The organism is Streptomyces sp. NPDC038213, from assembly GCF_055600495.1.
The window spans coordinates 40,870-60,579 of the sequence record NZ_JBVJYM010000016.1; the positions used below are offsets into that span (position 1 = coordinate 40,870).

A 19,710-nucleotide genomic window follows, 5' to 3' on the forward strand; every position below is an offset into this window, starting at 1 on the left:
TGGCCGCAGTCGGCCGGGACGGCGTTCCCGGCTGACGGGCGGCGGAGCACCTGGTCTCGCAGGGCCGGTGAGGTTCCCTGCCCGGCGCGGCGGCGGCCGGAGCCTGCGGGGGCACGTCGGCGGCGGAGGCCTGAAGTTCCCTCGGATCCGCCGCGCCGTCGCCGGGGGGCGGCGCGGCGGACCGGTACCGGCGGGGGCTTGCGGGACCCCGGCGGACCGCCTTCCAGACAACCCTGCGGCAGCGGAGGCGCACCAGGCAGTTCCGCCCGCAGAACTGCGGCGCGGCGCAGTTCTGCGGGCCGGGCCGGGCGGGCAGCGCCCGTCTCGGGCGGGTCAGGCCCCCGGGGTCACGTGCGCGTCGTCAGGCGGGCGAGGGCCGCCTCGTAGCGCGCCCGGTGGTCCGGGTCCGCCGAGGCCTTCACCAGGGCGCCGAGGGCCCGTACCGCACCGTCGTCGTAGCCGGAGGACTCCGCCTCCCGGGCCGCCAGGTCGAGTTGCCCGATGCCCCCGGCTTCGTCGCCGAGGCCCAGCAGGGCCTCGCCCCGCACCATGAGGAGCAGGATGCGGGGGATGTCGACCGTGCCGGGCCCGCCGCCGGCTCCGGGTACGGCTGCGGCGGGGTCGAAGGCCAGGGCCTCGTCCGCCGCGCCGAGGGCCCGGCGCCACTCTCCCGCGTCGGCCCAGTGCCGGGCGAGGTGCTGCAGGGCCAGCCTCTCGATGGTCCGGTCGCCGGCGCCGCGGGCCAGCCCGACCGCCCGGCCGCAGGCCTGCGCGGCCTCGGCCAGGCCGCCGTGCGCCGCCTGCGCCATGGCGAGGACGATCAGGGCGTTGGCCTCGGCCACGGCGTCCCCCGCCCGGGACGCGAGCGCGGAGGCGGCCCCCAGCCGGGCCACCGCCTCCCCGGTGCGGCCCTCCTCGATCAGCACCCAGCCGAGCACGTTCAGCACCCGCGACTCGCCGTACCCGTCGCCGACCGCACCGTCGGCGCGCGCCGAGGCGAGCGCGGTCTCCAGGAGCGGGACCCAGCCGTCCCGCACGCGCCACACGATCAGCGGCCACAGCGTCAGGACGATCCGCCAGGCCCTGCCGTGCAGTCCGGCGGCGTGCGCCGCGGCGGCCGCCAGGGCGAGGTCGTCCCGTTCGGCCGCGTACCAGGCCACGGCGGCGGACCGGTCGGCGAACTCCCGTACGGCGGCGGGCGGCAGGTGGTCCGCGGGCAGCGGGAAGCACTGCTCGTTGCCCGGCTCGGCCGCGGCCACGGCGGCGACGCCCGTGGCCACGTAGTGGTCGAGGACGCGCACGAGCGCCCCGGGGCCGGCGTCCAGGCTGCGGGCGTAGAGCCGTACGAGGTCGTGCAGGGTCCACCGGCCGGGCGCCGCCTCGGTGACGAGGTGCGCGACGGCCAGCCGCTCCAGGGCGGCCTCGGCGGCGGCCGGGCCGGTGCCCGCCAGGGCAGCGGCCGCATACCGGTCGATGTGTGTGCCGGGGTGGCGGCCGAGGTGGGCGAACAGCCCGGCGACGTCCTGCGGGAGCTGCTGGAGCGTCACCCGCAGCGCCGCCCGGACGCCGGTGTCCTCCACGTCGAGCAGGCCCAGGCGGCGCGTCTCGTCGGACATCTCGGCGGCCATGGCCTCCAGCGACCATCCGGGGCGCTGCGCCAGCCGGGCGGCCGCCACGCGCAGGGCGAGGGGCAGTCCCCCGCAGAGTCCGGCGAGGCGCCGGGCGGCGGCCGGTTCCGCACGGACGCGTTCGGCGCCGAGCACCTCGGCGAGGAGCTCCGTGCCGTCTTCCGGGCCGAGTACGTCGACGGCGACGGGACGGGCGGTGTCAGTGACGATGAGGCCGGACAGGCGGTGCCTGCTGGTGACGACGGTGACGCAGTGGCGGCCGCCGGGGAGCAGCGGCCTGACCTGCTCGGAGTCCCGCGCGTTGTCGAGTACGACGAGCAGGCGGCGGTCGGCGGCGAGCGAGCGGAACAGCGCGGCGGCGGCGTTCGCCGACTCCGGTACCCCGCCGGGCGGTACGCCGAGCGCCGCCAGGAACTCGCGCAGCACCTCGAGGGGGGCGGGTTCGCCCGTGCCGCCGAAACCGCGCAGGTCGGCGTGGAGCAGCCCGTCGGGGAACCCGGCGCGGCCGCGGTGGGCCCAGTGCAGGACGAGGGCCGTCTTGCCGACCCCGGCGGGCCCGGTGACCAGGCAGACCGGCGCCTCGCCGACCGCGGCCCGGGACAGGGCGTCCAGTTCGGCCGCCCGGCCGTGGAAACCGCGCGGGGCGCGCGGCAGCAGGTCGGGGGCGGCGGCCGGCGCGGCGGGGGGCGCCGCGCCGTCCGGTGCGGCGGGGGCGAGCGGCGGGGCTTCCGCCCTGGGGGCCCGGCGGGGGCGGCCCAGGCTCGCGGCGTGCTCCAGCTGCCCGGCGGCGGCCGCGTCGAGGTCCAGGGCCGCGGCCAGCGCCTGTACGGTGCGGCGCTGCGGCCCCCGGGAGTGGCCGCGCTCCATGTACGACAGGGCCCGCACGCTCACGCCCGCGGCGTGGGCCAGCTGCTCCTGGCTGAGTCCGGCGGCCGTGCGCAGGCCGTGCAGAAGCGCGCCGAAGCCGCCGGTGGCCGGCGTACCGGTGTCCATCGTGGATATCCCCTGGTCAGTGCGGACCAGCCGGAACGCCGTACTCCGCCCGCAAAAGTATGCACGACGTACTTTTGCAGGCGGCTCCCGCCGTCGGACGGCGGGCCGGGGGCGGTGGCCCAGGGGCGGCTCGGGCGGGGGTGCCGGGCGGGGTCAGAGGCGGCCCGGCCTCAGGGACTCCAGATGCTCGCGGGCCGCCTCCGCCGCCCGCGTGAACCAGTCCGCGATCACGGCGGTCTCCTGCGGCGTGTATGCGGCGAACACCGCGCCGAGCCGCTCGTAGAAGGGCTGGTAGAGCGCCACGACCCGGCCCGCCGCCTCGGGTACGGCCACCACCCGGACGCGGCGCCGGTCCGCCGGGTCGGGGCGGCGCTCGGCGTACCCGGCCCTCTCCAGGCGGTTGAGCACGCCGGTGACGGCGCCGGTGGTGAGGTTCACGCGCTCGGCCAGGTCCCCGGCCGAGAGCGGGGTCTCGCCCGCTCCCAGGATGTGGCCGAGGCACGTGAGGTCGGTGACGTTCAGCCCGAGGGCCTGGGCCACCTCCTGCTGCCCCACGATCCCGAGGGCCACGAACGCGTCCATGCGCTGGATCGCCTCGGCGGCCGTGGCCGGCGGGCGGGTCTTGCCCTGCACCCAAAAACTCCTTAGCATCTAAGTTACTTAGCTCGTGAGATAAAAGGTCTCGCGATGAGCGGCCTGGCACCGACACCGCTCCGGGCGCCGCGCACCCCGCCGCGCCCGGATCCCCTCATCCTGCCCGGCCGCCCCTGCGAACGGGAGTCACACCATGAGTGCACACGGCCACGTCGACCTCGGCCACACGGTGGCGGGCTGGACCGGAACCGCCGTCGGCGTCCTCGCCGCGGCGGTCGGCGGGGCCTCCCTCTGCCTGGCGTGGACCCCCGGCCTCTGGCTCGGCGCCGCCCTCGCCGCCGGGGCCCTCCTGACGACCTGGGCCCTGCACCTCGCGGGCTGGGGCAAGCCCAGCGGGCCGCGCCCGGAGGCGCAGTGGTCCTGGCGGGTGCGGGACACGGCCGCCCGCACCGGCCACCCCGGCTGCACGGGCTGCCGGGCCGCGGGGCGCCGGGTCCCCGCGGGCTCCCCGGCCCCGGTGGCGGTCACGGTCGCGGCCGCGGGCTGACCTGCGGGACCGCCCGCGGCCGGTTTCAGGAGGCGGCAGCCGGGCCGGGGGCGGGGAGGACGGCGGCTGCGGGCCAGGTTTCGCCCAGGACCCGGGACATCAGGGGGTGGGGCGAGTCCAGGACCTCGGTCATGCGGATCGAGGCGTCGGGGTTGCCGCGCTGGCCGCCGAGGAGGACGGGGGCCTTCAGGAGCTCCTCGCCCCAGGGCTCGACGGCGTTGCAGAACAGGCCCTCGAAGCGGTGGCCTTCGAGAGTGCCGTCGTGGACGCGGCGGGTGTAGTCCTCGATGACCTCGGCGCGCAGGTACACCCAGACGAGGTGGACCAGGGTGCGTCCGTCGTCGAGGCGGACCGGCAGGCGGACCTTCAGGAAGTTGCCGAGGTCCCGGGCGATCATGACCGCGCCCGAGTCGTGGGTCACGCGCTCCGCCCGCTCGGCCGGGGGGAGTTCGGCGATCAGGTGGGGCAGGGGGTGGGCGAAGCCGGGGTGGCGGGGGTCGAGACCGCCTCCGCACGCGCAGCCGCAGCCGTCGGGCGCGTGGCCGTGCCCGCCTTCGGGATCGGGGGGCAGGAGGAGGGTGAAGGACCGGACGGCGGTGAAGACGGCGGGTTCGGGCAGGCCGAGGGCGGCCAGGGCCGCGGAGGCGGCCTCGTGGCGCTCGCCGTTGACCCGGACCTCGGCCTCGACGGCGCCCGGTGCGCCTCCGTAGAAGATGCGGACCCCGTTGAACCAGGGGGACTCCAGGTCCTCGGCGAGGACGGGGGCGAGCCTGCGCAGCGCGCCCGACTCCGCGAGGGCCTTCTGCAGGCGGAGGTTCTCCCCGTCGGAGAGCCCGTAGGCCACGGCGCCCGAGCTGAGGGAGCGCCACCCCGGTACACCGTCCTCCTCGTCCGGGTCCACGTGCTCGGCGAGGTCGCCGTAGCCGTCGAGGGCGAGCAGGCAGGCGCCCGCGGTACGGGCCCAGAGTGCGGCGGCGTCGCGCGGGGTGGTGACGACCACGGCCCGGTCCGTGAAGCAGGGGACGTCGGGCTGGACGGACACGTCGGGGAAGACGACCAGGTCGTACTGGCGGCCGTCCTGCTCGTACCCGGGCGCGGCCGGGGCGAGGGCCACGGCCCAGCCCCGCGGGCTGAGGAGGGAGTCGCCCCGGAGTTCGGCGCCCGCCGTGCAGCCCGGGGCGAGCACCTCCAGGGCTTCGCGGACGAGGGCGAGGAACTCGGGGGCGGTCAGCCGGCCCCCGGCCGGCTCGGGGGCGGGCCTGCTGCGGCGGCGTATCCAGGGCATGCGGGTGATCACACGGAGGACCGGGGCGCCGGCCCGGCGTCGGCCGCGGCCACGGACCGGCCCCGCGGCCGGGCCGCGCGAGTCGGCCCCGGCACCGGCCCCGCCCCGCGGCCGGGGCCGTGGGAGTGGCAGTCGGGGCGGGGCCGGGTCCGGGTCGGCAGCGGGTCAGCAGGCCACGGTGCCGCGGCGCAGGGCGTGCCCGCCGTCGTTGGTGTCGTCCGCCCAGTAGACCGGCTTCGTGCCGGCGGTGCACTCCCCGGCGGGGGCGAGGGAGAAGCCCTCGTTGTTGTAGTCGGGCATTCCGGCGGGGCGGTTGTGCACGGCGGTGACCGCGAAGGCCCCGCCAGCGCCGACCTTCAGGGTGGTGTGCCGGCCGCCGCAGGTGTTGTCGCAGACGGCCCACAGGCGGGCGGCCTGCGGCTCCCACTGGAGCTCCATCACCCCGGACATGCCGGTGGCGACGGTCGCGACGCGGGTGAAGGCGCCGGAGTCCTCCAGGACGTAGCCGTGGACCGCGCCGGTGCCCTCCACGCCGACGAAGAACACGCCGTCGGCGTGGGCCCCGTAGCGCGAGGGGTCGTACGCCGCCCCCGTCGACGCGTCCGTGAAGCCGGCCGGGGCGAGCGCGGTGTCCGGCACCCAGGTCACGGCCTCGAAGCCGAGGTTGGAGCCGACCGCGGGGAGGTCGGAGGTCAGGTTCCACTCGCGGGCGGCCGTGAGCGAGGTGCCGGTGCCCGAGACGTCGTACTTCAGGACGGACAGGCGGCTGGTCCCCGAGGCGTCGCCGTTGCGCTCGGAGGCCACGTACACGCCGGCCGCGGAGCCCGCGCCGGGCACGGTGACGCCCTCGCCGTCGGGGCTGCCCGTACCGCCGGGGAAGCGCAGGGACTTGCCCGCCGCCCAGCCGGCGGCCGTATCGGGCTTCCAGCCGCCGGAGCCGTCGCGGACCAGGCGCCACAGCTTCCCGCTGTTCTGCGCCGCCCACATCACGGAGCCCTCCTGGTGGAGGCCGCTGAGGTCCTGGCCGAACACGTTCGCCGCGTCGGCCGTCGCCACCGCGCTGCCGCCGGGCCAGGCGGTCGGGGAGGTGCCCCCGCCGCCGGTGCCGCAGCCGTTGGCCGCGCCGAGGGTGACGGCGGCGGGCTGGAAGGCGCCGGTGCCGTCGGGGCAGCGGGACCAGGACGGAGCCGAGTGGCTGCTCCAGGAGAAGGCGTCCACCAGGGTGCTGCCGTCCGGCAGGTACAGGCGGGCCTTGTCGGAGGACCCGAGGCCGAACTTGCCGTGCACGTCGAAGGCGCGGAAGGCGCCGGGGGCCAGGACCGTACCGGCGGCGATCGTGTAGCGGGAGCTGTTGGCGTCGTCCTTGAGGATCCAGCCCGACACGTCGACGGCGGCGGCGCCCTTGTTGTGGAGCTCGACCGAGTCCTCGGTGCTTCCGGTGGTCACCACCTCGTTGATGCGGATGTCGTCGGCCGGTGCGGCCTGCGCGGGCGCGGCGGCGAGCACGCCGGTGGCGAGGGCCGGTACGAGGCCGAGGGTCAGGGCGGCGGCAAGGGAGCGGCCGGGGATGGTTCGGCGGCGGGGGCGCGGTGCGGTCACGAGGGGCAGTCCGTTCCGGAAGGTCGGCAGGGGGGCGACTGGTGGGAGCGCCGACGGTCGCGGCCCGGCCCGAACTGCGGGCCGCGGGGAGGGGATCGCCCCGTGAACTCCGGCCCAACCGTTCGTGTCCGGGGTCCTCGGGGCCGGCCGCCGGGGCCGTCCGCTCCGACAGGGACCGCGGGTGCGGGGGCCTGTCGGCGGACAGCCGGGCCGTGCAGAATCGGCCCCATGGACGAGACCGCGGGCGCGCCGCCGACGCACAGCAGGCCTGCGGAGCTCGCGCGGGGGTTCCTGACCGGCGGGGTGCTCGGCGCCTCGCTGGCCGCCCTGGTCGGCGGCTGCGTCGCCGGGCGGGCTCCGCTGATCGTCGCGGGGGTGGGGCTGCCCGTGGCGTACGGGCTCCTGCTGCTGCTCGTGTCCCTGCCGCGGCGGCGCCGGGAGGCGGGCACCGCGCCGCTGACGGCGCTCGCGGTCGTCGGGTCCCGGGAGCCGGCGCAGACCGAGGCGACGGACGTCCCGGTGCGCTTCGAGCTGTCCGTCGCACCGGAAGGGGCGGCCGCCTTCCGGGTGGAGGTGCGGCAGGAGGTCCACGTCAGCGAGCTGCCGGACTACCGGACGGGCGGGGTCGTGGTCGTGTCGTACCCGCCGGACCGGCCGTGGAAGGCGCGGATCGTGCGGCGGCCGACGCCGGAGTGGGAGGAGCGGGCGGCCGGGGCGCGGCTGGACCAGGTGCCCGGTCCGGCCTTGAAGGACGGGTCCCCGGGCGCGGCGGCGGGCGGATTCCTCACGCTTGCCGGGGTGTTGCTCGGAGCTGCCGCCGTACTCCTGTTTTTCCGCGGCGAGTTGTTCGCCCCGGACCGGTCCGGGGCGGCGCCCGCGCCATCCGTCTCCTCCTCGATTTCCTCCACGACGTCCGCGACCGTGACCGTGACCGTCACCTCCGCGACGGGTACGGTCACGCTCGGTCCGGGCAGGTCCATGCTCGACGCCGGTGAACTGCGTTCAGCCGTCGAGTCGTTGACGCGGGAGCCAAACCAGCGGCGGGCGCTGACCGTGGTCGTGCAGGAGGGCCGGGTGACGGTCGCCTTCGCCCCGGAAGCCGTACGGGCCGCCGCGTTCGACCCGCGGCCGCTGCCCTACGGGCGCATCCCCGCACTGGTGGAGGAGGCCCGGGACCTGATCGGCGACGGGTCCCGGCAGGAGGGCTGGCAGCTCGTCGCACACGGCGCCGCGGGTCCGCTGAGGCTCGTGGTCGCGGCCGGGGGCGGTACGGGCGTCCTGGAGGCGGACGGCAAGGGCAACGTCACGCGGCGCAGCGGTAGTTGACGGTCCGTACGGAGCAGAGACGGCAGCGGGAGCAGGGCGCATGGGGTGGGACGAGGGTCTGGCGCTGTGGTGCGCCGTGTGGGGCGCCGCGGCCGCGGTCGGGTTCGCCACGGCGCTGGCCGGGGTGACGGGGGCGCAGCGGGCGGTACGGGTGACGGGGCGGATCGAGCAGGTGCGCGAGCCCCGGCACGGCGGGTCCAAGGCGGGCGGGATAGGGGTGGTCGTCTCCTACCGCGACCCGGACTCCGGCCGGCAGGTGACGGTGACGAACGACGGCGACTGCGGAGCGCCGATCACGGCCGCCTGGGTGGGCCGGGAGGTCGGGATCCGCCATCCGCGGGGCAGGCCGCACGCGTACCGGTTCACCGCCGCCGCGGAGCGGGCCGGCCGCGGGCTGGGACGGCCCGCCTGCGCCCTCTTCCTCGTGTACGCCGGGCTGGTGGCCCTGGCCGCGGTCGCGTGGGGGTGGCCGTGGGCGCTGATCGGCTCCGGCGGGCCGGGGGCCCTCTACGCCGCCGCGCACCTCCCCGCCACCCTACGCGCCAAGAGGAGCCGCATCGCGCGGCTGGCCGCCATGGACACCGTGCCGGGGCGGATCTCCGCGGTCCTCAAAGACGTCACCGTCGACCAGGGCGAGGGCAGCACGATGACCTCGATCACCCCGGTCGTGTCGTTCACCACGGGTGCGGGGCAGGCCGTCACGGCGCACTGCACGGAGCACGTGCCGGACCCCGCACGCGCGTACGGGCGCGGGGTCGCGGTCTCCTACGACCGCGCCGACCCGGCCGTGTTCACCCTGGACCGGGATGCCGACCGCCGGTCGGAGGGGCTGGACACGGCCGTCAACACCGCGGTCCTCGTCGTGTTCCTGGCCGCGGCGGTGGCGGGAGCGGTGCTGCTCTGAGGGCCGCGGACCCGGTCAGTGGACGGAGAAGCCGCCGTCCACGAAGAGGGACTGGCCCGTGACGTACGCCGAGGCGGGGCTCGCGAGGAAGACGGCGGCGCCCTCGAAGTCCCCCGGCAGGCCGTTGCGGCCGGTCATCGTGCGCTCGGCCAGGGCCGCCACGCGCGCGGGGTCCGAGGAGAGCCGGGCGTTCAGCGGGGTCATCACGAAGCCGGGTACGAGGGTGTTGCAGGTGACCCCGTACGGGGACCAGGCCTCGGCCTGGGAGCGGGCCAGGGACTCCAGTGCCCCCTTCGAGACCCCGTACGCGCCGCTCTGCACGAAGGCGCGGTGGGCCTGCTGGGAGGTGATGTGGATGATGCGGCCGAAGCCGCGTTCGGCCATGCCGGGGCCGAAGCGGCGGCCCAGCAGGAAGGGGGCGTCCAGGTTGACGGCCATGGTGGCGTCCCAGACGTCCTCGTCCAGTTCGCCCATCGGGGGGCGCAGGTTGATCCCGGCGCAGTTCACGAGGATGTCGGGCTCGCCGAAGGCCTCGACGGCCTGCTCGGCCGCGGTGCGCACGCCCTCGCGGGTGCCGAGGTCCGCGCCGACCCAGGCGGCCCGGCCGCCCTCGGCCGTCAACTCGTCTGCTGCGAGCTTCAGTTGGTCGCGGCCGCGGGCCACGAGCACCACGCTCGCACCGGCGCGGGCCAGCGCGCCGGCGATGGCCCGTCCGATGCCGGAGCTGCCGCCGGTCACGAGGGCCACGCGGCCCTCGAGGGAGAACAGTCCGGCGAGGTAGGCGGCGTGCGGGCTCGGGCGGGGCGCAGTGCTCATGGGCGCACCTTACCGGCCGGGGAAAACCGCGTGCCGGGCGCCGGGTCCCCTCCCTAGACTCGCCCTGTGCACCGCCCGCGGCCGTCGGCCGGGGACTGCGTGCACCCGTGGTCGTACGAGCCGGAGTCGAAGGAGGGAACGGGACATGTGCCGCCAGCGCGCCAGCGTCTTCGTTCCCCTGTCGCGGTACGACGTGATCCCGGTGTCCCGGGCCGCGCGGTTCCGGCTGCGCGGCCGGTCCCGCACGTAGTCCCGACGGGTCCGCGGCGGCTGTGGGTGCAGCCGCCTGCGCTGATGCGTCCGGCCCCGCCCCCGCAGTCCCTCCGGTCCCCCGTTCCTCCCGTACGTGCGCGTGCGCACGCCGGGGTGCGGGGCGGGGGGCGTGCGGGAGGCCGCCGCCCGGTCGGGGAATCGCGCCGTCCCGTACGTGCACCACCCTGTTCCGAAAGGCCTCCGGCCATGCGATCCGTCCAGCGATCCCTCGCCTCCGTCCGCAACCTGGGCATCCTCGCCCACGTAGACGCGGGCAAGACCACCCTCACCGAACGCGTCCTGTACGCCGCGGGCGCCGTCCACAAGCGGGGCGAGGTGCACGAGGGCACCACCGTCACCGACTTCGACGCCCAGGAGCGGGACCGCGGCATCACCATCTTCGCCGCGGCCGTCAGCTGCGCCTGGGCGGGGCACCGGCTCAACCTCATCGACACCCCGGGGCACGTCGACTTCGCCGACGAGGTCGAGCGCTCCCTGCGGGTCCTGGACGGGGCCGTCGCCGTGTTCGACGCCGTCGCGGGCGTGGAACCGCAGAGCGAGGCGGTGTGGCGGCAGGCAGACCGGCACGGCGTGCCGCGGATCGCGTTCGTCAACAAGATGGACCGGGCCGGGGCCGACCTCGACGCGGCCGTCGCCTCCCTGCGGGACCGGCTGGGCGCCGTACCCCTGGTCGTCCAGCTGCCCATCGGCCGGGAGGACTCCTTCACCGGGGTCGTGGACCTGCTGCGCATGCAGGCCCTGACCTGGGACGGGGCCGGACGCACCGCCCCGCCGGGGGACTGCGCGCACTCCGCCGGACCGGTCCCCGCGGAGCTGCTCGACGAGGCGGGGCGCCGGCGGCGGCTGCTCGAAGAGACGGTGGCGGGCCTGCACCCCGAGGCCCTGGAGGAGTACTGCACGCGCGGGGAGCTCGGCGAGGAGGTGCTGACCCGGGCGCTGCGCGCGCTCACCCTGAGCGGGGAGGGCCTGGTCGTGCTGTGCGGCTCGGCGTACCGCAACCGCGGGGTGGAGCCGCTGCTCGACGCCGTGGTCTCCTGGCTGCCCTCGCCCGCCGACGTGCCGCCGGTGCGCGGTGCGGCGGACGGCGGCGGGCAGGAGGAGCGGGCGGCCGATCCCGACGGCCCGTTCACGGCGCTCGCGTTCAAGGTGGCGGCCAGCGCCACGGGCCGCCTCACCTACCTGCGGGTGTACGCGGGGACGGTCCGCAGGGGCGACCAGGTGCTCGATGCGGGCACCGGGCGCACGGAGCGGATCGCGCGGATCCTGCGCGTCCAGGCCGACCGGCACACGGAGCGGGAGGAGGCGGTGGCCGGCGACATCGTGGCCGTGGTCGGCCCCCGGGCCGCCCGGGCCGGCAGCACCCTGTGCGCGCCGCGGTCCCCGCTGGTGCTCGAACCGCCGCAGGTGGCCGAGCCGGTGGTGACGGTGGCGGTCGAGGCCGTGCGCAGCAGCGACACGGGCCGGCTGGCGACGGCACTGGCGCGGCTCGCGGAGGAGGACCCCTCCCTCGTGGTCCGCACCGATCCGGATACCGGCCAGACGGTGCTGTCGGGGCTGGGCGAACTGCACCTGGAGGTCGCGGTGGAGAAGGTCCGCCGCGGGTACGGGGTGGAGGTGTCGGTGGGCCGGCCGCGGGTGACGTACCGCGAGACGGTCGTGCGCGGGGTGTCGGGGCTGGTGTACCGGCACGTCAAACAGGACGGCGGGGCGGGCCAGTTCGCCCATGTCGTCATCGACGTCGAACCGCTGGAGGAGGCGGACGGGATGCCGTACGGGGCCGCGGGGCGCGGTGGTCGCGACGGGCGGGACGGCGGCGGTTTCGAGTTCCGCTCCGCCGTGACCGGCGGGCGGGTTCCGCAGGAGTACGCGCGTGCGGTGGAGGCCGGCTGCCGGGACGCACTGGCGGAGGGTCCGCTGGGCGGGCACCCGGTGACGGGCCTGCGGGTGGTCCTGACCGACGGGGCGACGCACTCCAAGGACTCCTCGGAGCTCGCGTTCCGCGCCGCGGGCAGGTTCGCGCTGCGTGCGGCGCTGCGCTCCTGCGGGATGCAGCTGCTGGAGCCGGTGGCGGAGGTCTGCGCGACCGTGCCGGAGGAAGCGGTCGGCGGGGTCCTCGGGGACCTCGCGGCCCGCCGCGGCCGGGTCACCGGCTCCACCGTGCAGGCGGGTACGACCGTGGTCACGGCCGCAGTCCCGCTGGCGGAGCTGTTCGGCTACGCGTCCCGGCTGCGCAGCCGTACGCAGGGCCGCGGCACGTTCACGGCCCGCCCGGCGGCGTACGCGCCGGTGCCGGACGCGGTGGCCGGGGGCCTCCTCGACCGCTGACCGGTCGCCGCTACCCGGCCGGGTCCCGCCCGCTCCCCAGGATCCCGGGGTCCCGCGCGGGGTCCCGGGATCCGGGCTGCCGCGGGCGGTCCTGCGGTGCGTAGGGTGGCGGCGGGCGGGTCCGTAGCGCAGCGGTCGACGCGCGCGGTCTCCAACACCGCGAGGACGCCGGTTCGACTCCGGCCGGGCCCGCCCGCCCCTCGTCGCCCCCGCCCTGGTTCGGATCAGGGCGTGTCGTCCGCCTGCCCCTGCGGGATGTCCTGCGGGGCGTCCGTGCGGGACGGGTTCCAGAGCCGGTCGGCCTCGCCGCGGGCCAGGTGCTCCTCGTAGATCCGCACCTTGTGGCGTATGACGTCCAGGGTCTCGTGCAGGGCCCGGATCCGGTCCTCCACGTGCTGCTCGTGCCGGCGGAGCAGGGCGAGCCGCTCGTGCTCGTTGCCCGGTCCGCGGCGGGCGAGTGCGACGTACTCCCGGATCTCGGCCAGGGGCATGCCGGAGGCGCGCAGCCGCGTGCACACCGCCAGCCACGCGAGGTCCTCCTCGTGGTAGACCCGGCGTCCGCTGGACAGCCGGCGCACCGGGTTGGCGAACAGGCCCTCCCGCTCGTAGAAGCGCAGGGTGTGCACGCTCAGCCCGCTGCGCTGCGCGACCTCCCCGATACCCAGGTCCATGGGTGACCCCCGTCACACGGCTCTTGATCTAGAGCCGACTCTAGCTCCTAGCGTCTTCCCGTCGGCCGCAGGGGCTGGCACGGGCAGAGCAGGAGAGATCATGGGCGTGTGGTTCGTCACGGGTGCGTCGCGCGGGCTGGGTGCGGGGATCACCCGCGAGGCTCTGGAGCGCGGGCACCGGGTGGTCGCCACGGCGCGGTCCGCGGCGGCGGTGCAGGAGGCGTACCCGGAGCGGCCCGCGGGGCTGCTGGCCGTGACCGCGGACGTGACCGAGCCCGCGCAGCTCGCGGCCGCGGTGGAGGCCGGGCTGGCGGCGTTCGGCCGGATCGACGTCGTGGTGAACAACGCCGGGTACGGGCTCGTGGGAGCGGTGGAGGAGGTCTCCGACGCGGCGGCGCGGGAGCTGTTCGACGTGAACGTCTTCGGGGTGCTGAACACCCTGCGGGCCACGCTGCCGGTGCTGCGCTCCCAGCGGTCCGGGCACGTCCTGAACATCGGCTCCGTGGGCGGCTTCGCCACCGCCCCGGGCGTGGGCCTGTACGGCGCGTCGAAGTTCGCGGTCGAGGGGATCTCCGAGGCGCTGCACGGCGAACTGGCGCCGCTGGGGATCCGGGTGACGGTCGTGGAGCCCGGGGGGCTGCGCACCGACTTCCTCGACGGTACGAGCCTGCGCGGGGAGCCCGCCTCCATCGCCGACTACGCCGCCGGGGCGGGTCCGGTGCGCGAGGCCCTCGCGGGTGGCAACGGGCGCCAGCCGGGCGATCCCGCGAAGGCCGCCAAGGCCGTCGTCGACGTCACGGAGGCCGCGGAGCCGCCGCTGCGCCTGCAGTTGGGGGCGGATGCGGTGGAGCGCGTCGAGGCGAAGCTCGCGCTCGTACGCCGCGAACTCGACGCGTGGCGCAGCGAAGCGCTCTCCACCGGCATCTGAGGGCCCGCCCCCGCACTGCGGCGGGCCCCTACGCCCGCTCTGCCGCGACGAGTTCGAAGGCTGTCTTGCCGTCGAGGGACTCGCGGACGATGTCCGCGTGGCCGGCGTGCCGGGCGAGTTCCTCGACCAGGTGGAGGACCAGCCAGCGCACGGAGACCTTGCCCTCCGCGGGGAACCACGGGGCCTCGGGCAGCGGGAAGGTGTCGTCCAGGCTGGGTGCGGAGCGTACGAACTCCTCGGTTTCGGCGGCCACTTCCTCCCAGAAGGCGAGGATGGAGGGCACCGTCTCCGGGCCCGTCAGGCGGAAGCCGTCCGCCCAGGTCTCCGGGGTGCGCTGGTGCTCGTTCGGCTGCTGCTGCGCGAGGCGCAGCCACAGCAGCTCGGTCTCGGCCACGTGCTTGAGCAGTCCGGACAGCGAGAGCCCGCTGGCGCTGGGCCGGCTGGCGGCCTGCTCCTCGGTGAGGCCGAGGACCGAGCGGCGGAGCGCGCCGCGCTGCGCCTCGGCGAAGGCCAGGAGTGCTCCGCGCTCGTCGCCGCGGGCCTCTGCAGGAACGTGAGTGACCATGGTCTACCGCCTTCGTCGCGGCCGGGGACCTCCCTGCCGACACGTCCCACAGTACGGAGGAAGTAGGTCAGATCCTGTCCTACAACGCGCCGTGGTGTGCCAACAGGGGGGCGGGGGCCGCGCGCGGCGGCGGGGTCAGTTCCGGTGGCACTCCCTCCAGGCCAGCCGGTAGACCGTGCTGATGTTCCCGTCGGTGGAGTCCATGGTCATGTAGCTGGTCGAGCCGGGGGCCGCCGTCCCGCGGTTCACGCGCAGTTCGGTGTTGATGTTGAAGTTGCGCTGGACCCCGCAGGGCGCCCAGACCAGCTGGGCCCAGTCGGTCTCGTCGGTGGCCTGCCAGTTGTCCTCGTACGGGCCGCCGAAGTCGTGCTGGCGGTACGCCGTCTGCGGGGAGCCCTGGAAGTAGTACGAGGCCTTCTCGGTGCCGCTGGCGCCGGGGGCGAGGGAGGCGTAGCCGCGGTAGTCCGCGCTGGCGATGGCGTACGTGAAGCCGTGCGGGACGTGGACGACCAGGCTGAGCTGGCAGTTGCGGCGGGCCGCCGTGGGGGGTGCGCCGCCGCCGCTCTGGGCGGTGTACTGGCTGTAGGTCACGGTGAACGCGGTGTTGTCCTCGGACACGGCGAGGGCCGTGGTGTCCTTCGGACAGCCGGACCCGTTGACCGTCGCGACCTCGATCACGATCCGGTCGGGCGGCGGGTCCACGATGGTGGAGGGGCTGTGCTGCACGGGCAGGGCTGCGGTGAGCAGGGCGCCGATCGCGCCGCTCACGAGGAGTCCACCGGCCATGTTTCTCCCATCCGTTGCTTCCGTACGGGGCGGCACGCGGATGTGTGCGGCGTACCGGGAGTGGGGGGAGCCGGCCGGCGGAGGCCGTGGAGAGGGGATGACGGAATCGTACGGACGGGCGGCCGGGGCGGGCAGGTCCCGGTCCGGCCAAAGCCGGGGCGCACCGCCGGGCCCGCAGCGCCGTGGGCTCCGGAGGGCCCCAGGGGCCCGGAGCCTGCGGCGGCGGCCCGGGGCGGCGGGGCCCGGGGGCGCTTCGGCAGGGTCGGGCCGGGGGCGGTTTCGGGCCGGGAAGGGCGGGGGCGCCGCGGGGCGGGGGGCGGTGCGGACCGGGGCGGCCCCGGCCTAGAAGTCGTCCTCGTCGTCGGAGTCGTACATCCATGCGTCCGGCGGGCTCGGCAGGGGGTCGGCGGCCCAGCCGGCGGCCAGGACGAGCCGGGAGGTGCGGTGGACCGCGAGGAAGCCGAAGGGGCGGTCGAAGACCGCGCGGATGAGGCGGGTCCGGTACATCACCGGGGGCGGCATCGCGGAGCCGACCGCCATGCCGACCGCGGTGGCAGCGGCCGCCTCGAAACCCTCCGCCCCGAAGCGGGCGACGGCCGACTGCCGGGCCGTGGTGACGAAGAGCGGGCGGCTGCTGATGCCGGGGAAGTGGCCCCTGCTGCCGTCGGAGGCGGTGTCCAGTCCGAGGAGCCGGCGGTGGTGGAGCAGGTCGTGGTCGGCGGTGGCGCAGAAGGCCACCGTCTCGACGGCCAGGCGGGGTTCGGGCTCGTACGCGAGGTGCGGGGCGATGTGCAGGCCGGGGCCGGGGCTGCCGTCGGGCAGGGCGCGGCCGTCGGTGGCGGGGATCGTACGGGTCACGGCGGCGACGGCGCCGGTGACGACCTCGGCGGGGCGGGCGTCCGGTGGGCCGAGGGCGAGGTGGACGTCGACGCCGCCGGCTCCGACGACTTCGAGCAGGGTGAGGGGTCCGCAGGGAGCCTCGGCGACGCGGACGCGGTCGAGGAGGGAGGTGCCGCGGATCAGGCCCAGGGCTTCCCGCCCGGCCCACGGCCCTTGGGTGAAGGTGGTGGGCACGGGCTGGAAGGGCTGGATCCACTTCAGCCGCAGGGCGAGGGCGGAGGCGAGGACCAGCTGCGTGCCCTCGTCGACCGGAACCGGCAGGTGGTCCACGAGGCCGCCTGTGTTCCGAACGGCCCAGGCGTCGAGCGCCGCGCGGTCGGCCGCGGGGTCGCCGGTGAGGGACCCGCGGGTGCCTTCGGGCAGCCGGTCGGCCCAGGACGGTTCCAGGGGCAGGTCGCGGCGGGTCCACAGGCCGGTGGCGGTCGCCAGGCCGCGGACCCCCGCCAGGGCGGCGAGGAAGGTGTCGGCTGCGGCCGCGGCGCGGTCCGCCGGGAGGCCGAGGGCGGCGGCGAGCTCCCCGCGGGCGGGTCCGCCGGCGCCGTCCGCGAGGACGGCGAGCAGGGGCCATACGCCGGCCGCCGTCAGCACCGTGCCCTCCGCCCCGGTCACCGCGGCTCCGGCCCAGCGTGATGTGAGCACGTTGACCGCGCGCACCGTCGTCTCCCTCATCCGGGGAGGGTACGCGCCGATCGGGCGAACAGGCATCCGGATTAAGGCGGATCGGCGTCCGTGCGCAGGGGCCGGGGTCAGTCCCCGTCCCGGGTGGTGAGGGCGGTGGCGGCCGGGGTGCGCAGGTGCAGGGCCGTGCGGCCGGTGCGGCGGGTGGTGACCAGGCCCGCACCGCGCAGCGCGCCCAGGTGCTGGGAGACGGCGCCGGGGGTGACGCCGAGGCGGGCGGCGAGGGCGGGGGTGGTGAGGGGTTCGCCCAGTTCGGCGAGGAGGGCGGCGCGGGTGCGGCCCAGTACGGCGGCGAGGCCCGCGCGGGTGGGGCGGGGCCGCTCCCACAGGATGCCGACGCCGGCGGCCGGGTAGCGGATCGAGGCCGCGGCGCGCGGGGAGTGGTCGACGATGACGTCCGGCCAGCCGAAGACGGTGGGCATCAGGACGAGCCCGTGGCCGCCCGCGTCGACGGAGCACACCGTCCCGGTGCGGCGGCGCCCGTGGACCACGAGTTCGCCCTCGCGCCACACGACGTCCGCGTGGTCCTCGTGCAGCTGCGCGAAGAGGCCCTCCACCCCGCTGTCCACCAGGGTCAGGGCCCGGGCGCCCAGGTCCGCTTCCAGGACCGCGCGCATCCGGCCCCAGTGCGGGCGGACGAGCCGGTCGTGGCACCGCGTCAGGGCGCGGGCGAGGCGCTCCGGCAGGACGGCGGGGTCGGGGAGCCGCCGGGCGCGGGCTCCCAGGGCGGCGGCGCACTCCGAGGCCGCGTACGCCGGGTCCGTCGCGCGCAGGACCGCCGCCTCGTCGCCGAAGGCGGGCAGGCGCTCCCCGGGTACGGGGAACAGGAACGAGGGGAGGCAGCCGGCCAGGAGGAGGCGCAGCAGGGGGAGTTCGGGCTCTCCGGCCAGTACGGGCTGCGCCTCGCGCACCCAGGGCCGGTACACCTCGTGGGCGCTGAACCCGAGGGCGGCCCGGACCCCGAAGACCGTTTCGGCCAGCGGGGACACGGCGAGCCGGACCCGCGCCACCTCGGCCGCCGTCAGGCGGATCTGCACCGGCACGACGTCCCCCGCCCCCGCGCGCCGCAGCGCCCGCACTCTGATCGTTCAGCTGTGGCTGAACGGTAGCCGGTGGCCTGCGGGCCCCCGCAGGCTGTCCGGCATGGAGTTCTTCACCTCGTACGACACCACCCTGCTCGCCTTCCGCCGGACCGGCGAAGGCCCGCCGCTGCTGTGCCTGCCCGGCGGACCCGGCCGCGCGTCCGCGTACCTGGGGGACCTCGGCGGGCTCGGCGCCCACCGCACGCTCGTCCTGCCCGACACGCGCGGCACCGGGTCCTCCGCCGTGCCCGCCGACCCGGCCAGCGCGCGGGTCGACCGGCTGGTCGCGGACGTGGAGGCGCTGCGTCGGCACCTGGGGCTGGACCGGATCGACCTGCTGGGCCACTCGGCCGGCGGCAGCCTGGCCCTCCTCTACGCCGCGGCGCACCCCGGGCGGCTGAACAGCCTGACGCTGGTCACCCCGTCCTTCGCGGCCGTCGGACTGCCGTCCGACACGGGGGCGGAGGAGGTCGTCGCCGGGCGGTCCGGCGAGCCCTGGTTCGCGGGGGCCGAGGCGGCGTACCGGCGGGTCAAGGCGGCCCGCAGCTTCGCGGAGGCGGCGCCGCACCGCCCCGCCTTCGAGCCGCTGATGTACGGGCGCTGGGACGCGGCCGCCCGGGCCCACGCCGCCGCGGACCCGGCCCAGCGGTCGCTGGCGGTCAGCGAGCAGTACTACGCCGGATACGCTCCCGACACCGCGGAGCTGCGGCGCCTGCTGGGCGCCCTGGAGTGCCCGGTGCACCTCGTGGCGGGAGAGGTGGACCTGTGGCCGACGGCCGCCTCGGCCGCGGCGGCCGCGGCGCTCTTCCCGGCGGCGCGGCTCACCGTGCTGCCGGGCGCGGGGCACTACCCGTGGCTGGACGACGCGCCGGCCTTCACCGCGGCCGTGGCGGGGTTCCTCGGGGGCGCGGGCGGATAGCGGACGTACGGGCGGCTGGAGGTCCGGGCCCGAGGGGCGGGTCGTGGGAACGCGGCGGGCGGGCGCTCAGCGGCCCGGGACCTGGGCGTGCGGCGCGGGGCGTCGGGTGGTCTGCTGGGAGGCCGTAGTCGACGCCGTACTCCGGAGGTCTTCCCGTGGCCGCACCGCTCATCGTCATCACCGGCGCCAGTTCGGGCATCGGGGCCGCGACGGCCCGGCTGCTGTCCGGGCAGGGGCATCCGCTGCTGCTGCTCGCCCGGCGGCTGGAGCTGCTGGAGGGCCTCGGCCTGCCGGACGCCCTGTGCCGCCGGGCGGACGTGACCGACCGGGGCGCGGTGGAGGAGGCGGTGGGCGAGGCGGTGGAGCGGTTCGGGCCGGCGGACGCGATCGTCAACAACGCGGGCGCGATGCTGCTCGGGCGGATCGCGGACCAGGACCCCGCGGAGTGGGACCGGATGGTGGACCTCAACATCAAGGGGGTGCTGTACGGGACCCGCGCCGTGCTGCCCGGCATGCTGGCCCGCGGCCGCGGCACGGTGGTCAACATCAGCTCGATCGCGGGCCGCAAGACGTTCCCGAACCACACTGCGTACGTGGCGACCAAGTTCGCCGTGCACGCGCTGTCGGAGAACCTGCGCGAGGAGGTCGCCCCGGCCGGGGTCCGCGTGGTGACCATCGCGCCCGGGGCCGTCGAGACCGACCTGCTCTCCCACACCAGCGACGAGAAGATCAAGAGCGACTACGAGGTGTGGAAGAAGTCCGCCGGAGGGGCGCTGGACCCGCAGGTGGTGGCCGAGGCGGTGGCGTACGCCTACCGGCAGCCGCAGAACGTGACGGTCCGGGAGATCGTCCTCGCGAGCACCGGGCAGGAGGCCTGACACCGGCCCGTCC

Annotated in this window: 17 protein-coding genes and 1 tRNA gene; 8 read left to right on the forward strand and 10 right to left on the reverse strand. The window is 76.6% G+C overall.

All coding sequences use genetic code 11. From position 1 onward, the window contains the following. Nucleotides 1-347 precede the first annotated feature (347 nt). Together ACZ7JZ_RS21875 and ACZ7JZ_RS21880 are read right to left on the reverse strand one after the other, a co-directional pair. A complete protein-coding gene (locus ACZ7JZ_RS21875) occupies nucleotides 348-2,621 on the reverse strand; it encodes a helix-turn-helix domain-containing protein (protein ID WP_470941652.1) in 2,274 nt (757 codons plus the stop codon). 153 nt (nucleotides 2,622-2,774) lie between these two features. Next, nucleotides 2,775-3,254 carry a MarR family transcriptional regulator gene (locus tag ACZ7JZ_RS21880; protein ID WP_470941653.1) on the reverse strand — a complete coding sequence of 160 codons (480 nt, stop codon included), beginning with the start codon at nucleotides 3,252-3,254 and terminating at the stop codon, nucleotides 2,775-2,777. Nucleotides 3,255-3,408: 154 nt separating this feature from the next. Here ACZ7JZ_RS21880 and ACZ7JZ_RS21885 point away from each other — a divergent pair, with 154 nt between their 5' ends. Further along, a complete protein-coding gene (locus ACZ7JZ_RS21885; protein WP_470941655.1) occupies nucleotides 3,409-3,762 on the forward strand; it encodes an HGxxPAAW family protein in 354 nt (117 codons plus the stop codon). A 25-nt stretch (nucleotides 3,763-3,787) separates the two neighbouring features. On the opposite strand, the gene ACZ7JZ_RS21890 is transcribed toward ACZ7JZ_RS21885, so the two are convergent. After that, entirely contained in the window at nucleotides 3,788-5,047 is a 1,260-nt protein-coding gene (locus ACZ7JZ_RS21890) for a DUF6348 family protein (RefSeq protein ID WP_470941657.1), read from the reverse strand. Between the two features lie 165 nt (nucleotides 5,048-5,212). Beyond that, nucleotides 5,213-6,646, reverse strand: a complete 1,434-nt coding sequence (locus ACZ7JZ_RS21895) for a lamin tail domain-containing protein (RefSeq protein WP_470941659.1) — start codon at nucleotides 6,644-6,646, stop codon at nucleotides 5,213-5,215. 228 nt (nucleotides 6,647-6,874) lie between these two features. Between ACZ7JZ_RS21895 and ACZ7JZ_RS21900 the strand changes: the two genes are divergently transcribed. Next, entirely contained in the window at nucleotides 6,875-7,972 is a 1,098-nt protein-coding gene (locus ACZ7JZ_RS21900) for a hypothetical protein (protein ID WP_470941661.1), read from the forward strand. Nucleotides 7,973-8,012: 40 nt separating this feature from the next. After that, nucleotides 8,013-8,876 carry a DUF3592 domain-containing protein gene (locus ACZ7JZ_RS21905; RefSeq protein ID WP_470941663.1) on the forward strand — a complete coding sequence of 288 codons (864 nt, stop codon included), beginning with the start codon at nucleotides 8,013-8,015 and terminating at the stop codon, nucleotides 8,874-8,876. Nucleotides 8,877-8,891: 15 nt separating this feature from the next. On the opposite strand, the gene ACZ7JZ_RS21910 is transcribed toward ACZ7JZ_RS21905, so the two are convergent. Continuing rightward, nucleotides 8,892-9,692, reverse strand: coding sequence for an SDR family NAD(P)-dependent oxidoreductase (locus ACZ7JZ_RS21910; protein WP_470941665.1), 801 nt, complete (start codon nucleotides 9,690-9,692; stop codon nucleotides 8,892-8,894). A 459-nt stretch (nucleotides 9,693-10,151) separates the two neighbouring features. On the opposite strand from ACZ7JZ_RS21910, the gene fusA reads away from it, so the two are divergent. Together fusA and ACZ7JZ_RS21920 are read left to right on the forward strand one after the other, a co-directional pair. Beyond that, nucleotides 10,152-12,290: an elongation factor G gene (gene fusA, locus ACZ7JZ_RS21915; RefSeq protein WP_470941667.1), complete on the forward strand. Its 2,139-nt coding sequence runs from the start codon at nucleotides 10,152-10,154 to the stop codon at nucleotides 12,288-12,290. Nucleotides 12,291-12,407: 117 nt separating this feature from the next. Beyond that, a tRNA-Trp gene (locus ACZ7JZ_RS21920) sits at nucleotides 12,408-12,482 on the forward strand. 32 nt (nucleotides 12,483-12,514) lie between these two features. On the opposite strand, the gene ACZ7JZ_RS21925 is transcribed toward ACZ7JZ_RS21920, so the two are convergent. After that, nucleotides 12,515-12,961, reverse strand: coding sequence for a MerR family transcriptional regulator (locus ACZ7JZ_RS21925; RefSeq protein ID WP_470941669.1), 447 nt, complete (start codon nucleotides 12,959-12,961; stop codon nucleotides 12,515-12,517). Nucleotides 12,962-13,061: 100 nt separating this feature from the next. On the opposite strand from ACZ7JZ_RS21925, the gene ACZ7JZ_RS21930 reads away from it, so the two are divergent. Next, nucleotides 13,062-13,889, forward strand: a complete 828-nt coding sequence (locus tag ACZ7JZ_RS21930; protein ID WP_470941671.1) for an oxidoreductase — start codon at nucleotides 13,062-13,064, stop codon at nucleotides 13,887-13,889. A gap of 28 nt (nucleotides 13,890-13,917) precedes the next feature. Here ACZ7JZ_RS21930 and ACZ7JZ_RS21935 read toward each other — a convergent pair whose 3' ends face one another. The 4 genes from ACZ7JZ_RS21935 to ACZ7JZ_RS21950 form a co-directional block, all read right to left on the reverse strand. Next, nucleotides 13,918-14,454: a DinB family protein gene (locus ACZ7JZ_RS21935; RefSeq protein WP_470941673.1), complete on the reverse strand. Its 537-nt coding sequence runs from the start codon at nucleotides 14,452-14,454 to the stop codon at nucleotides 13,918-13,920. Nucleotides 14,455-14,589: 135 nt separating this feature from the next. Further along, on the reverse strand, nucleotides 14,590-15,240 hold the full coding sequence (locus ACZ7JZ_RS21940; protein WP_470941675.1) for a DUF4360 domain-containing protein: 651 nt from the start codon (nucleotides 15,238-15,240) through the stop codon (nucleotides 14,590-14,592). A gap of 342 nt (nucleotides 15,241-15,582) precedes the next feature. Beyond that, a complete protein-coding gene (locus tag ACZ7JZ_RS21945) occupies nucleotides 15,583-16,809 on the reverse strand; it encodes a serpin family protein (protein WP_470941677.1) in 1,227 nt (408 codons plus the stop codon). A 77-nt stretch (nucleotides 16,810-16,886) separates the two neighbouring features. Continuing rightward, on the reverse strand, nucleotides 16,887-17,861 hold the full coding sequence (locus ACZ7JZ_RS21950; RefSeq protein ID WP_470941679.1) for an ArsR/SmtB family transcription factor: 975 nt from the start codon (nucleotides 17,859-17,861) through the stop codon (nucleotides 16,887-16,889). 100 nt (nucleotides 17,862-17,961) lie between these two features. On the opposite strand from ACZ7JZ_RS21950, the gene ACZ7JZ_RS21955 reads away from it, so the two are divergent. Together ACZ7JZ_RS21955 and ACZ7JZ_RS21960 are read left to right on the forward strand one after the other, a co-directional pair. Beyond that, entirely contained in the window at nucleotides 17,962-18,819 is an 858-nt protein-coding gene (locus ACZ7JZ_RS21955; protein ID WP_470941681.1) for an alpha/beta fold hydrolase, read from the forward strand. Between the two features lie 155 nt (nucleotides 18,820-18,974). Continuing rightward, nucleotides 18,975-19,697, forward strand: coding sequence for an SDR family oxidoreductase (locus tag ACZ7JZ_RS21960; RefSeq protein ID WP_470941683.1), 723 nt, complete (start codon nucleotides 18,975-18,977; stop codon nucleotides 19,695-19,697). Nucleotides 19,698-19,710: the final 13 nt, after the last annotated feature.